15 protein-coding genes are annotated in these 12,939 nt (G+C 63.6%); 4 read left to right on the forward strand and 11 right to left on the reverse strand.

What is annotated here, in order from left to right:
• The first annotated feature begins 7 nt into the window (after positions 1-7).
• From RMR04_RS18350 to RMR04_RS18360, 3 genes are all read left to right on the forward strand, one after another.
• Positions 8-1,621: an ATP-dependent acyl-CoA ligase gene (locus RMR04_RS18350; protein ID WP_311909769.1), complete on the forward strand. Its 1,614-nt coding sequence runs from the start codon at positions 8-10 to the stop codon at positions 1,619-1,621.
• A 440-nt stretch (positions 1,622-2,061) separates the two neighbouring features.
• On the forward strand, positions 2,062-2,253 hold the full coding sequence (locus tag RMR04_RS18355) for a hypothetical protein (RefSeq protein ID WP_311909770.1): 192 nt from the start codon (positions 2,062-2,064) through the stop codon (positions 2,251-2,253).
• Entirely contained in the window at positions 2,246-2,803 is a 558-nt protein-coding gene (locus RMR04_RS18360) for a hypothetical protein (protein WP_311909771.1), read from the forward strand. The genes RMR04_RS18355 and RMR04_RS18360 overlap by 8 nt, the downstream gene beginning before the upstream one ends.
• 119 nt (positions 2,804-2,922) lie before the next feature.
• Here the strand turns inward: RMR04_RS18360 and RMR04_RS18365 are convergent, their stop codons facing one another.
• The 3 genes from RMR04_RS18365 to RMR04_RS18375 form a co-directional block, all read right to left on the reverse strand.
• Positions 2,923-3,489, reverse strand: coding sequence for a DUF4865 family protein (locus RMR04_RS18365; protein ID WP_311915881.1), 567 nt, complete (start codon positions 3,487-3,489; stop codon positions 2,923-2,925).
• A gap of 125 nt (positions 3,490-3,614) precedes the next feature.
• Positions 3,615-4,043: a cupin domain-containing protein gene (locus RMR04_RS18370; RefSeq protein ID WP_311909772.1), complete on the reverse strand. Its 429-nt coding sequence runs from the start codon at positions 4,041-4,043 to the stop codon at positions 3,615-3,617.
• The gene (locus RMR04_RS18375) at positions 4,040-4,441 is read right to left on the reverse strand and encodes a tautomerase family protein (RefSeq protein WP_311909773.1); all 402 of its coding nucleotides are present in this window, start codon (positions 4,439-4,441) and stop codon (positions 4,040-4,042) included. The genes RMR04_RS18370 and RMR04_RS18375 overlap by 4 nt, the downstream gene beginning before the upstream one ends.
• A gap of 104 nt (positions 4,442-4,545) precedes the next feature.
• On the opposite strand from RMR04_RS18375, the gene RMR04_RS18380 reads away from it, so the two are divergent.
• Entirely contained in the window at positions 4,546-5,475 is a 930-nt protein-coding gene (locus tag RMR04_RS18380; protein ID WP_311909774.1) for a LysR substrate-binding domain-containing protein, read from the forward strand.
• 177 nt (positions 5,476-5,652) lie between these two features.
• On the opposite strand, the gene RMR04_RS18385 is transcribed toward RMR04_RS18380, so the two are convergent.
• The 8 genes from RMR04_RS18385 to RMR04_RS18420 all read right to left on the reverse strand — a co-directional run bounded on the left by RMR04_RS18385 (position 5,653) and on the right by RMR04_RS18420 (position 12,508).
• Positions 5,653-6,399: an SDR family oxidoreductase gene (locus RMR04_RS18385; RefSeq protein ID WP_311909775.1), complete on the reverse strand. Its 747-nt coding sequence runs from the start codon at positions 6,397-6,399 to the stop codon at positions 5,653-5,655.
• The gene (gene uxuA / locus RMR04_RS18390; RefSeq protein WP_311909776.1) at positions 6,387-7,583 is read right to left on the reverse strand and encodes a mannonate dehydratase; all 1,197 of its coding nucleotides are present in this window, start codon (positions 7,581-7,583) and stop codon (positions 6,387-6,389) included. The genes RMR04_RS18385 and uxuA overlap by 13 nt, the downstream gene beginning before the upstream one ends.
• Positions 7,584-7,611: 28 nt before the next feature.
• Positions 7,612-8,331 carry a GntR family transcriptional regulator gene (locus RMR04_RS18395; protein ID WP_311909777.1) on the reverse strand — a complete coding sequence of 240 codons (720 nt, stop codon included), beginning with the start codon at positions 8,329-8,331 and terminating at the stop codon, positions 7,612-7,614.
• 6 nt (positions 8,332-8,337) lie between these two features.
• On the reverse strand, positions 8,338-9,084 hold the full coding sequence (locus RMR04_RS18400) for an amino acid ABC transporter ATP-binding protein (RefSeq protein WP_311909778.1): 747 nt from the start codon (positions 9,082-9,084) through the stop codon (positions 8,338-8,340).
• A complete protein-coding gene (locus RMR04_RS18405) occupies positions 9,081-9,758 on the reverse strand; it encodes an amino acid ABC transporter permease (protein ID WP_311909779.1) in 678 nt (225 codons plus the stop codon). The genes RMR04_RS18400 and RMR04_RS18405 overlap by 4 nt, the downstream gene beginning before the upstream one ends.
• Complete coding sequence (locus tag RMR04_RS18410; RefSeq protein WP_311909780.1) at positions 9,755-10,432, reverse strand: amino acid ABC transporter permease; 678 nt, start codon at positions 10,430-10,432, stop codon at positions 9,755-9,757. The genes RMR04_RS18405 and RMR04_RS18410 overlap by 4 nt, the downstream gene beginning before the upstream one ends.
• A 106-nt stretch (positions 10,433-10,538) precedes the next feature.
• Entirely contained in the window at positions 10,539-11,342 is an 804-nt protein-coding gene (locus RMR04_RS18415) for a transporter substrate-binding domain-containing protein (RefSeq protein ID WP_311909781.1), read from the reverse strand.
• A gap of 68 nt (positions 11,343-11,410) precedes the next feature.
• On the reverse strand, positions 11,411-12,508 hold the full coding sequence (locus RMR04_RS18420; RefSeq protein WP_311909782.1) for a Zn-dependent oxidoreductase: 1,098 nt from the start codon (positions 12,506-12,508) through the stop codon (positions 11,411-11,413).
• Positions 12,509-12,939 lie beyond the last annotated feature (431 nt).

Consider the following 12,939-nt stretch of genomic DNA (forward strand, 5'->3'; position numbering starts at 1 on the left):
GGACCCCATGAACGCGACGGACACCATGGAGCGGCTGCCTCAGACCGCGTTGTTCCCAGCGAGCGAGCGCAGCATGGTGCAGATCCTGCAGCGGCAGGCCGCGCGGTTCGGCTCCAGGACATTGCTGCGCATCGGCGAAACCACGCTCAGCTTTGCTGAAGCGCCGGAGCTGGCCGCAAAGGCAGCCGGCCTCCTCGCCAGCGCTGGAATCGTGAGCGGAGACCGCGTCGCGGTGATGTGCTCGAACCGGCAGGAATTCATCACGCTCCTGCTGGGTTGCGGCTGGCTCGGCGCCGTGATCGTGCCGATCAACACGGCCTCGCGCGGGCAGCAGCTGCGCCATGTCCTGGCGAATTCCGGAGCGCGGCTGCTGGCGATCCAGGCGGATTTCCTGCCCGCGCTCGATGCGATCGACCTGCCCTCGCTCCCGCTCGCGCAGATCTGGATGATCGGCGAGCCGGCCGAGCCCGCCCCCGGCATGGCCCGGCCGATGCCGCGCGGCGGCGAGGCGAAAGCTCCAGCAACGGTTCGGCCCGGCGACACCTACGCTATTCTCTACACCTCGGGGACGACCGGTCCCGCCAAGGGCGTCTGCTGTCCGCATGCGCAATTCTTCTGGTGGGGCATCAACACCGGCGCCTTGCTGGGCGTGACCGAGGACGACGTGCTGTGTACGACCTTGCCGCTGTTCCACACCAATGCGCTCAACACGCTGTTCCAGGCGCTGCTCCATGGCGCGAGCGTCAGTTACGAGGCGCGCTTTTCCGCGTCCGGCTTCTGGTCGACCCTGGTCGAGCGGCAGGCGACGGTGACCTATCTGCTCGGCGCGATGGTGCCGATCCTGCTGTCGCGGCCGCCTTCCGAAGCCGAGCGCCGGCACAAGGTGCGGATCGCGCTCGCGCCCGGCGTCCCGGCCCAGGTCCATGGCGAGTTCAAGGCTCGCACCGGCATCGGCCTGCTCGAAGGCTACGGCTCGACCGAGACCAATTTCGTCATCGGGGCGGGCCTCGACCGGCAGAGGCCGGGCTGCATGGGGCCGGTCTTTCCCGGCTTCGAGGCCAGGATCGTCGATGAGGACGACACTGAATTGCCCGATGGCGAGCCCGGCGAGCTCGTGCTGCGCTCGCAGGAGCCCTTCGCCTTCGCCACCGGCTATTTCGGCAGCCCTGAGAAGACCGTCGAGGCCTGGCGCAATCTCTGGTTCCACACGGGCGACCGCGTGCTGCGCGAGCCCGACGGCATGTTCCGCTTCGTCGACCGGCTCAAGGACGCAATCCGGCGGCGCGGCGAGAACATCTCCTCCTTCGAGGTCGAACAGGTGCTGCTCGGCCATCCCGAGGTCGCAACCGCCGCAGTCTTCCCCGTACGTTCGGAACTCGGCGAGGACGAGGTCATGGCCGCGATCGTGCGGCAGCCGGGCAGCAGCCTGAACGCGCTCGACCTCACCCGCTATTGCGAGCCGCGCCTGGCCTATTTCGCCGTGCCGCGCTTCATCGACTTCGTCGAGGCATTGCCTGCGACCGAGAACGGCAAGGTCCAGAAATTCACGCTGCGCGAGCGCGGCGTCACAGCCGATACCTGGGACCGCGAGGCGGCCGGCTATGTGCTGAAGCGGTTGTAGAGCCACTTCAGGCCGCCCCACGGGAGCCGTGAGCGAAGCGAACTAGCGTGAAATCGAGAAAGTGGCGGAGACAGAGTGAATTCGGGCGGATAATCGTCCATGCCTATTTCAAATTCCTCTCGAGCCGCACTCAGTGGAGCTTGAATTATCCCGACATCACTGTGCAGCAATCCGAATTGGATTTGCCGCATTCGTCAGGCCGATGCTGCTGCGCAGATTGCAGACGAAATTGCTGCTAAATTTCATGCGCTTGTTTCGCGCTTTCGGATTGCGCTTAACCTTCGTCCGATTAATCGGCGAATTTTTTTCGCCGCTTTTTTTCGTTATGCGATATCGTGACGTTGACACCTAATTTGGAATTTCCAAATTAGGTTGCGATTGAAAATTCGGATGAAATTTTCGAACGCTTTTTTGAAGCGCATCGCGACAGAGAGGCGACAATGGCTCCGGTGAAAAAAATCAACGATCCTGGTGCAGTTCGCGATCAGGCGTCAGGGCGATTTGTCAGCGCCGGTTCCCGCGATAGCGCGTGGAAGGCATTCGACCAAATTTATGAGCTGCGCAAGGACGCGCCCTCCAAGCTCGCCGACTTGTTCCGCGTCCACAAAGAATATCAGTCGAAGCGTGGCTGACGAGGACGCTTTCGATCTTTCCAAAATTTCCATTGAGCCGATCCGGCGAAAGCCGGGTCGGCTCATTCAGTTTTGCGGCCACCCAGAAATCGACGACTGGGTTGAGCGCGCGGCATATGACGAGCACCTTGATGGGCGCCGCAGGGTGTACTGCGCATACATGGATGAGCTGGAGCAGCCGGTAGCGATCTACTCGTTGCTTATGGAGGTTGTGACAGTTCGCCGACCAAAACCGATTGCAGGGGTTCGCTTAACTGAACCGTTTCCCGCCCTTGGCATAGGGTATTTGGCGGTGGGCAAACAGATGCAACGGCGAAAGCTCGGATCACTGATGCTGGCTGACGCGTTGCAGAGGGCGGTAGCTTTAGCCGATCAAGTTGCATTTCCAGCGGTCAAACTTCGCGCGGCAGAGCCTTGGCTGATTGATTACTACGGGCAGCGCTCCTTCCTGCAATTTGATCAGGAGGACACTCACCGTATGCTCGTTCCTACCCGCACCCTTATTGACGAAGCACGGAAAGCCGCAGATGCGGCCACCCATCGGCTCTGAAATGGCGCGCAAGGTGAGCCCATCTCCCCAGCTTGCGACCACGGACATCAGTCATGCTGACGGACTGAACAAGGTCTAGCGCGGCCCCATCGGGTTCCCGACATTCGGCGCCGCCGCGATCAGGGCAAGGACATATGTCCGACCTCATAGGTCTGGAGGTCTTTGGCCCCCTGCTGTCGCCCTTTCGGCAGGGCGCGCCAAAGCCGGAATTTTACCCATGTCCAGCCAGTTGGATCGAACGCCGCAACAGCCGCGAGCGCGCCACCGCGAACCGCCGCTTGTGCGTCAGTAACGGCGTCGGTTCGCAATGACGCCAGATCGGAATGAGGCAGGATCGGCAGGATCTCGCGGGTCGCGAAGCGCGCTTCGCCGAGGTCGGGCTCGAGTGCGGCGTGCCAGACCACCCATGTCCGCACCATTGGCCATCCGAAATCCCGCGACACAGCGGCAAAGCCAGGACCGGTCAAAAACGCGTCGAGCCCTTCCGGCTGATCCCAGAGGTAGAACGGCGCATAAAGATTGTCCGCGCTGGTGAAGCCGTTGTCGTGCTTGCGGGCAGAGAGATACGCCTTGAACCGCAGGCGTGGAAAACCGTCGAGCAACGGACCCTTGTCGCGGATGCGCCGGTCGATGACCGTCATGTCGTAGTCGGCCGGCAGGACGAAGCTATACTGCATTGCGATCATGAGCATTCCTCCCAGAGCAGGATGCGAAAAAGTGGGCACCGGTTTTTCGCATCGATCCTGCTCTCACTCTTAGATGAGAGACGGATTCAGATTTCAGACTGGATCATTTGTGATCCCGTCTGAAATCATCCGGCTCCAGGCGCGACCGGTTCCATCCAGTGGACAGCCGTTGCGTCCTTCACCTGCTGGACGCTGATGTAACCGAACGGGCTGGCCGGGCGCGCGCCGTGCCAGTGGCGTTCACCGGGCGCAAACCAGATGCAGTCGCCCGCGCAGACTTCGATGACATCGCCGCCGTCGCGTTGAACGAGACCAGCGCCGTCCAGCACAAACAAGAGCTGTCCACGCGGATGGCTGTGCCAATGGGTGACGACACCTGGGTCGACGAAGGCGCGCATCGCCGTCATCTCGCCCTCGGCCCTGCTTGAAAGCAGCATCTGCACGCGGAACGGGCCGCTTGCTATCCCCTCCGGCGCGGACGTGATTCCCACGCCGTCGCGCATGATCGTCATGGCCTGCGGGCAGGCGGTCGCCATGTCGAATGGATTGCTCATCGACCGCCATCCTGAGCCGGCGCGGCGGCTGAAATGCCGGACGCAAAAGACCAATCCTCCGGGGTCGAGTTGGCGATCACAACCATCACGTCCTCCGGCCTGACACCCGGCGCTTTGGCCAAGTTGTCGACCAGGCGGCGATAAAACCGCGCCTTGGTTTCCGGAGATCGGTCCTTTCCCGTGGTGATGTGAAAGACCATATAGTCATCGGAACGCGGTCCGCCACGATATGTGCGGTCGAATACAAGCTCGCCGCGTTGATGCGTGTGGAACACCGCGAAACGATCATTTTCCGGCACTTCGAAACATTCGACAAAGGCGCGGTCGAGACTGTCGGAAACGGCGGAAATGTATTGGGAAGATTTTCCCGCCAGCAGGGATACTCGGGTGAAGGGCATGGCAGACTCCGTGAGGCGATTGACATGCGCAGTATCGGACAGCAGTATAATCCTGAAAATCAAATTATTCGGGACCGACAATCCTGCTAAATGGGACGAATGGCGTGCGCCTTACCAATCTGGACATGGACGCCCTGCGCAGCTTCAGCGTCGGCATGGAGGCAGGGTCCTTTGCCCAGGCGGCCGCCCGGCTGGGCCGGTCGACCTCGGCGGTCAGCGCACAGCTCAAGAAGCTCGAAGAGCAGGCTGGCGTGACGTTGGTGCGCAAATCGGGACGCGGACTGACCCTGACCGATAGCGGCGAAGTGCTTCTGTCCTATGCAAGGCGACTGCTCGACCTCAACGACGAGGCGATGAGCGCGGTACGGGGCGTGGAACTGGAGGGCTGGATCAGGTTCGGACTTCAAGAGGATTTCGGTGAAACCGTTCTGCCGCAGGTGCTCGGTCGCTTCGCGCGCGCCCATCCCAAAGTCAGGATCGAGGGACGGATCGCGCGCAACAGCGAACTCAAGGACAGGATCGCCTCAGGGCATCTCGATCTCGCGCTTGCCTGGGACGATGGCTCCCCGTCCGTCAGCGCCGATCGGATCGCCACCGTACCGCTATGCTGGCTGGGTGCGGCAGACCGTGAGCGTGTATGGCACCCAGATGGCCGTGAACCCCTGCCGCTTGCTGCCCTGGAAGCGCCGTGCCTCCTGCGCACCATCGCCTGCGAGCATCTCGACAGGCAGGGCCTTGCCTGGCGTATCGCCTTTGTCAGCCCGAGCCTCGCTGGACTTTGGGCGGCCACCGCTGCTGGACTGGGCATCGCCTTGCGCACGCCGATTGGACAACCGCAATCCATCCGGCAGCTTGAGCCGCGATCTCACGGCCTGCCGGACTTGCCGTCACTCGGCCTGGCGCTCTTTCGAGCCGGAAAAGACCCCGGCCCTTTGACCGCGCATCTGGCCGCGATCATCCGGCAGGCTCTTTGGGAAACCTTGCCCGCGGAATGGCTGACACAGCATGCCATCGAACAGTTGCCTGCTGCCTGATGTCTCATGGCGTTGCCGGCTTGGGTCTTTGACTTGGCGTGCAACCGCAACCCCAACCGTCGCCCGATATGAGCGGCCCTGCGATCGCAAATCCGCCGGATCGAATGCGATCGATTTGCCCACACCTCCCCAGCGCGTTGCTGCCTATCATGTCGGCCGCCACGCGCTGCGTGGATCTCAGACAAGCGATGTTGGCGTCACGATGATCTCGTTCACGCAGACATGACGCGGCAGCGTCGCGACGTGCAGCACAAGGCCGGCGATGTCCTCGGGGCGAAGCATCCGTGCCCGCACCTCATCGCTCATCTTGACTGGCCTCTTGTCCATCAGGGGTGTCAGCGTGTCGCCCGGTGAGAGCACGCAGGAGCGGATGCCGTGCACGCCATGCTCGATATTGATCGCGTGGCTCATGGCGACAACGCCGCTCTTGGCAGCCGTATAGACCGGGCCGGGCCCAGCGCTCAGGACATGGGCTGCCAGCGAGCCGATATGGATGAGCACGCCGCCGCCCTGCGCCTGCATGATCGGCAGCACTGCCCGCGAGAGCTGGAGCGCGCCGCGCAGATTGGCGTCGAGCAGCAGGTCGACCGAATCCGCGGTCAGCTTGGACCAGGAACGGTCGGGAATGTTGGTGCCGGCATTGCTGACCAATATGTCGAGCGAACGGCCGGCGAGCAGCGCCAGGGACCTCTCAATGGCTGCGACATCGGCCACGTCGGCGGGGGCGACGATCGCTTCGCCGCCTTCGCCCGCGATCCGGGCGGCGAGCTGCTCCAGCGGTTCCGAGCGGCGCCCGGTCAGCGCGACCGTCGCGCCGGCACGGCTCAGGGCGAGCGCCGTGGCCTCCCCGATGCCACTGGCGGCACCCGTCACCCAGGCGGTCTTGCCGACAAGGACCTTCCCGGTCGCGCTCACAACGGCCACCCATGCTCGTCGGCCAGCGCCGTCATCACGCCCCGCAACTCGGCCAGGCCACGCAGGCGGCCAATCGCCGGATAGCCGGGAAAGGTTGGCTTGCCGATGTCGTCGAGCAGTTCGTGACCGTGGTCGGAGCGGAACGGGATGCGCCAGTCGGCTCGCCCGGCGGCCTTGCGCCTGGCCTGCTCGCGAAGCAGGACACGAACGACCGCGACCATGTTGGTATCGCCACCGAGGTGATCGGCTTCCATGAAGGATCCGTCGGGATCGTTGGCGACGTTGCGCAGGTGCGCGAAGTGGATCCGATCGGCGAAGCGCTCGGCAATAGCAACGGGATCATTCTTCGGATTGGCACCGAGGGAACCAGTGCAGAAGGTCAAGCCGTTGGAAGGGCTGTCGACGGCGGTGAGGATTGCCTCCAAATCTTCCGTCGAGCCGGCGATACGGGGAAGCCCCAGTAGAGACCGCGGCGGGTCATCAGGATGGATCGCCATGCGAATGCCGACCTTCTCCGCAGTGGGAATGATCGCCTTCAGGAAGCGGATGAGATTGTCTCGGAGCTGCTCGCGGCCCACGCCGTGATAGCGCTTGAGCATGCCGCGCAGCCCCTCGATATCGTAACGATCGAAGGCGCCCGGCAAACCTGCCATGATCGTCGAAAGCAGGCGGTCGCGGTCAGCTTGCGTCGAGGCGTCGAACCAGGCCTTGGCGCGCGCCAGAACCTCTTCGGAGACGTCCATCTCCGCACCCTCGCGCCGCAGCATGAAGCAGTCGAAGGCTGCGAACTCATGCGCGTTGAAGCGCAGGGCCATGGCGCCGCTCGGCAGCCTGTGCCGCAACACGGTCCGGGCCCAGTCGAGTACCGGCATGAAGTTGTAGCAGATGATGTGGACGCCGGCCTCGGCGAGATTGACCATCGATTGGCGGAAATTCTCGTAGAGCGGCTCGACATCGCCTTCCGCCAGCTTGATCCGCTCATGGATCCAGAGGCTTTCGACGACGCTCCAACGCAGCCCGAGCGCAGGATTGGCAGCGATGGCGTCAAAACGGGCCCGGATCTGCTCGCGCGTCCAGACTTCACCTGCCGGAACCTCATGCAGGGCCGTCACGAGGCCGGTCGCACCGGTCTGCCGGATGTGATCGAGGGGGATGATGTCATTGGGGCCCCACCACCGCCAGGTCTGTTCCATGGTCTCGCGCTTTCTCCGGCAGGCACGTTCAAAGGGATTTGGGCGGCGTACCGCCCGGGGGAGGAGGTGAATCCTCAAAGAACTCGGCGTGATCGACGGCGATCTTCTCCAGCGCGAGCGATGCGCTGTGGAGATGGGTTTCCATCAAGGCCACCGCTCCATCGGCATCATGTGCCAGTACGCACTTCACCAGCTGCTCATGCTGATGGAAGATCATTTCGAGCCAGTCCTGGCTTTCCAGCGATAGATAGCGCAGGCGATCGAGCTGGGTCTTCATCGAGAGAATGAAGTCCCAGACATGCGGATGCCCGGCGATCAGCATGAGCGCCCGATGCAGATCCTCGTCGGAATTGAAGAATCCGTAATGGTCGTGGCGGCTGATGATGCCGGCCTGCTCCTTCAACAGGCCGTTCAGCACACGCTCCTTCTCGTCCCCCGTCGCGAGCGCGGCGCTGCGGACTGCGCGGCATTCCACCGTCTGACGCACGAATTGCGCATCGCGGACGGCAGAGAGCTGAATCGGCGCGACGAAGCTGCCGACCTGGGGAACGATGGAAAGCAACCCCTCGACGGAGAGGCGGTGAAAGGCCTGGCGGATCGGTGTCCGGCTCAAGCCGTAATGCGCCGCCATCTTGATCTCCGAGAGCGCCTCCCCCGGCCGGAATTCGCCCTTGAGAATGCGGCCGCTCAAGTCGTCATAGACCTGGGAGACGCTCCAACGAGACTCTGCTTTGGGGACGACGACCATCAGAGATCAATGAGCGGCATTGCTGATAGTGCTCAGGAAGCGCCTGGCGCGCTCGCTGCGCGGAGCGGCAAGCATCTCGCGCGGATTGCCCTCCTCGACGATCTTGCCGCCATCCAGGAAGACCATGCGCGTTCCGACATCGGCGGCAAAGCGGATCTCATGCGTCACGACCAGCATGGTGCGGCCCTCCTCCGCGAGATCACGCATGACAGCGAGCACCTCGCCGACCGTTTCTGGGTCGAGCGCCGAGGTTGGTTCGTCGAACAGCAGGATATGCGGATTGGTGGCCAGCGCCCGGGCGATGGCGACGCGCTGCTGCTCGCCGCCGGACATCTGCGCCGGATAGGCGTTGATCCGGTGCGAGAGCCTGACCTTTTCGAACAGCCCGCGCGCCCGCTCCTCGACGGTCTTGCGGTTCTCGCCATGGACGACGACCGGTGCCAGCATGACGTTCTCCAGCGCCGTTAGATGCGGGTAGAGATTGAAGTGCTGGAAGATCATGCCGATGCGGCGGCGCACGTCGATGATGCTGCGCTGCTTGGCCTGCACCGGCGTGCCCTCGAAGCGGATGGCACCGCCCTCGATGGTCTCAAGGCCGTTGACGCAGCGCAGCAGCGTCGACTTGCCGGTGCCGGAGGGGCCGATGAAGCAGACGATCTCGCCTGACTGCACCGAGGTCGAGACGCCATCGAGGATCGTCCTGTCCCCGAAGCGCTTCACCACATTGTCGAATTGGAGAACGGTGTCGGTCATTGTCCTGCTCCGGCCGTCATGAGGCGGGTGTTGACGTGGAAGCGCCGTTCGAGCGCAGCCCCGCCGAGCGAGATGCCGTAGTTGATGAGGAAGTAGATGAGCGCGAGCAGCAGCAGCGGCACGAAGCTGCTGCCCATGGTCTCGCGGATCAGGAGCCCGGTCTTGGTCAGCTCGACATAGCCGATGATCGAGGCGAGCGAGGATTCCTTCAGCGTCGCGATATAGACGCCCACCGAAGGCGGCAGAATGACGCGCAGCGCCTGGGGCACGATGACGTGGCGCATCATCTGCCAGTAGGTCATGCCGGCAGCGCGCGCAGCCTCCCACTGGCCCTTGCCGACGCTTTCGAGGCCGGCGCGGATGACCTCCGACATCGTCGAGGTCGCATGCAGCGCGAGCGCGATGGTCGTCGCCGCGAAGGGCGAGAGATCGAGCCCGAAGATCAGCGGCACGCCGAAGAAGACGAAGAACAACACGATCAGAATCGGGAGCGAGCGGAAGAACTCGGTAAACAGCAGCGCCAGCAAGCGCAGCGGCAGGAAGGTGGACATGCGGGCGAGCGCCACCAGCGTTCCGCCGACCGCGCCGATCAGCAGCGCGAGCCAGGACAGCCAGATCGTGACCAGCGCCGCCTTCAGCAGCAGCGGCGTGTAGGCGAGCAGTTGCGCGCTCATCGATAGGCCTCCGGCTGGCGGAACAGCCAGCGCCCGATGGCGATGCGTCCGAGGTTCACGATCTGGCAGAGCACCAGATAGACCACGGCCGCGATGATGAAGGTCTCGAAGAAACGGAATGACGACGAGCCGACCGTCTGCATCCAGGACGCGACCTCTTCCACCGCCACGGCCGAGGCCAGCGACGAGGCGAGGATGACGGCGATGAACTGGTTGCCGAGCGGCGCGTAGATGGTGCGGAAGACCTGTGGCAGGATGATGTGACGATAGAGCTGAACCCGCGTGAAGCCTTGCGAGAAGGCCGCCTCGAACTGGCCCGATGGCACGGCGACGAGGCCGGCGCGGATGATCTCAGCCATGTAACCGGCGCTGTTCAGGGTCAGCCCGATCAGCGCGGCATTGAAGGACGACAGTCTCAAGCCGAGCTGCGGCAGGGCGAAATAGACGATGTAGAGAATGACCAGCAGCGGCGTGTTGCGCATCACCTCGACATAAAGTCCCGCGAAGAAGCGCAGGAGCCGGGAAGTCGAGCGCCGCATCAGCGCGATTCCGGAGCCGATGGCGACGCTCAGCACGATCGCCAGCAGCGACAGCAGCAAGGTTATCTCCGCGGCGGCCGCGAGGTCGCCGAGATAGGGGTAGATGCTGCGAAACGAAAAGTAATAGGGCTGCACCGATCAGGCCTTCCTGTGCGATAGCGTCGCGAGCGACGCCGGCACGCTCCACCTTGGGAAGCGGCGACGCCCGGCTGAAGCGCCAGGCGTCGCCTCGTTCACGGTATCAGTACTTCGCCTGGATCGGCGGCTGCTCGAAGCCGAACCACTTCTGGAACAGCTTCTTGTTGTCGCCCGAGGCATTGAACTGGTCGACGAAGAGGTTGAGCACGCGCAGCCACTCGGCGTCGCCGGCCGGCGCCCCGATGGCGATCTCGGCGCGGGCAAGGTCGCCCTCGGCCTCGCGCAGCTTGCCCGGATTCTCCTTGATCGCGTTGCCGTTGTAGAAATTGTCCTCGGCCATCGCGTCGGCCTGGCCGGTCAGCACCGCATTGAGCTCGTCGGCCTGGGTGTTGAAGCGGATGATCTGCGCCTTCGGCATGTTGAGCGGCACGGCGCGCTCGGCGGTGCCGCCGCGCGAGATCGCGACCTTGATGCCGGCCTCATTGGCCTCGGCAATGGTCTTGTGGGGGCTGTTCGCCGGCAGCAGCAGGCGCATCGTCGTGACGAGATAGGGGTTGGTGAAGGCGATCGAGGTCGAGCGCTCGACGTTGCGGGTGAAGTCCGCGATGGTGACGTCGGCCTTGCGGGTCTGCAGCGCGGTGACGCGGGCCGGGATATCGGAGATGATGAACTCCGGCTTGACCTTCAGCGCTTCGGCGAGCCGCTTGGCAATGTCGATATCGTAACCTTCCGCCTCGCCGGTCGGCAGCACGCGGCTATAGGGCGGCAGGCTGCCGAGCACCGCGATGCGCAGCGTGCCGCGCTGGACCACGCTCTGGAGGATGCCGGGCGCGTTCTGCGCCTGCGCCGGGGCCAGCATGCCGAGGCTGAGCGCACTCGCCGCCGCGAGAGCGCAGAGGGACGTCATAATTCCGCGTTTGGACAACATTGTTTCTCTCCCTTTTTTTGTGAACTGAGGCCCCGCTTGGCCGGGGGCTATTCGTCGAAGGCGAGTTGGACCTTGAGCAGGCGATCGGGATGCGTCTCGACGAAATCGAAGGCTGCGCGCGCATCGCGTGCAGCGAAGGTTTGTGTGATCATGGCCGCGGGATCGAGGCGGCCGCTTTCAAGCCAGCCTATGACCTCGGGAATGAGCCGGCGGTTCAGGCGTGAGCCGAACAGCGACAGCTCCTTACGAACGATCTCCTGCTGGCTGACATTGCAGGGCGCCGGCGAAAAGCCGAGCAACCCGATGCGCCCGGCGGGGCTGGCGACCCGGCAGGCTTCCTCAAGCAGGGCCGGAATGCCCGCGCCGTCGATCACCACCGAAGGGCCAAGCCCATCCATTTCGGCCTTCACCGTTTCGGGCACGGATCTGGAGGGAGAGTGGATCGTCAAATCCGCGCCAAAGCCCTTGGCGCGCTCCAGACGCGCCTCATCGATATCGACGACGATGCAGCGGGCGCCCTTCAGCTTGGCGACCTGCAAGACCGTGATGCCGACCGTTCCGGCGCCATAGACCAGCACGGTGTCCTGGGCATCGCAGCCCGTTGCCGCCAGCACATTGGCGGCGACCGCGAGGGGCTCGGCCAGCGCTGCGACGGCGAACGGGAGGTCGCGCGAGACCTTCACCGCGTTCTTGGCGGGAAGGATCGCTTCGCTGCTGAAGCCGCCATCGCGATGGACGCCGATCACCTCGAGATGTGCGCAAACATTGGGTCTGCCGCGACGGCACGGGTAGCAGTGACCGCAGGCGACGACAGGGTCGGCAACGACATGGTCGCCAACGGCAAGGGCCGAGACGCCTTCGCCGATCGCAACGATCTCGCCAGCGAATTCATGGCCGATGACCCGGGGATAGCGGGCAAAGGGATTGGAGCCGTGAAGGATATGCATGTCGGAGCCACAGATACCGGCTCGACGGACGCGCAGTTTCACCTCACCCGGCGCAGGATCCGCCTGAGAACCCGAAACCAGGCTAAGCGCGTGCGGCCGCGCAACGCTGACGGCAATAAGCTCCATATCCACCCTAGATCGTTTTGATAACGTCTTCTTGTATACAAGTGTACTAGCATTCCAGCCGGCGGCCTGCAAGCCTGCCGGTCGATGGAACGGTCACGCCGCGCCCCCTCGAATTCACCGAGCCAAAGTCGCTCGGCGCGCCGACTGCAGAGGGCAGACGGGTCGCTCAAGGGCGGGGCTGGTCAGCTTTTTTGGCACACGACGCGCTGCGGAAATGCTGAGAGATTCATGTAGGGCGCGGTCAGCCGATGCGACGCTAACGCTTTCCCCAGCCTTTTTGTCTACCAGTGCGTTCACCGCGTATCGCTGGAGAAAACCGTGGCCATTCGCGCAATCATTGGCGTCGTAGCTGCTCTTATTATTCTAGGCGCGGCAGAAGTATTTCGGGGTAGGCTCTCGCTTGAAAGGGCGCTGATCCTGACCGGATATATGATTTTCTTATGTGGATTCTTCGCGCTTTTAGCCTGGGTGATTGCACCGCCGCACAAGCAGGAGCGACCCAG

It is taken from the genome of Bosea sp. 685 (assembly GCF_031884435.1).
Taxonomy (GTDB): domain Bacteria; phylum Pseudomonadota; class Alphaproteobacteria; order Rhizobiales; family Beijerinckiaceae; genus Allobosea.

What these genes read in the sequence shown, in the direction of transcription:
- RMR04_RS18350 (WP_311909769.1), top strand. Translation starts at nt 8, where the DNA reads ATGAACGCGACGGACACCATGGAGCGGCTGCCTCAGACCGCGTTGTTC.
- RMR04_RS18355 (WP_311909770.1), top strand. Translation starts at nt 2,062, where the DNA reads ATGGCTCCGGTGAAAAAAATCAACGATCCTGGTGCAGTTCGCGATCAG.
- RMR04_RS18365 (WP_311915881.1), bottom strand. Translation starts at nt 3,489, where the DNA reads ATGATCGCAATGCAGTATAGCTTCGTCCTGCCGGCCGACTACGACATG.
- RMR04_RS18370 (WP_311909772.1), bottom strand. Translation starts at nt 4,043, where the DNA reads ATGAGCAATCCATTCGACATGGCGACCGCCTGCCCGCAGGCCATGACG.
- RMR04_RS18375 (WP_311909773.1), bottom strand. Translation starts at nt 4,441, where the DNA reads ATGCCCTTCACCCGAGTATCCCTGCTGGCGGGAAAATCTTCCCAATAC.
- uxuA (WP_311909776.1), bottom strand. Translation starts at nt 7,583, where the DNA reads ATGGAACAGACCTGGCGGTGGTGGGGCCCCAATGACATCATCCCCCTC.
- RMR04_RS18395 (WP_311909777.1), bottom strand. Translation starts at nt 8,331, where the DNA reads ATGGTCGTCGTCCCCAAAGCAGAGTCTCGTTGGAGCGTCTCCCAGGTC.
- RMR04_RS18400 (WP_311909778.1), bottom strand. Translation starts at nt 9,084, where the DNA reads ATGACCGACACCGTTCTCCAATTCGACAATGTGGTGAAGCGCTTCGGG.
- RMR04_RS18405 (WP_311909779.1), bottom strand. Translation starts at nt 9,758, where the DNA reads ATGAGCGCGCAACTGCTCGCCTACACGCCGCTGCTGCTGAAGGCGGCG.
- RMR04_RS18415 (WP_311909781.1), bottom strand. Translation starts at nt 11,342, where the DNA reads ATGACGTCCCTCTGCGCTCTCGCGGCGGCGAGTGCGCTCAGCCTCGGC.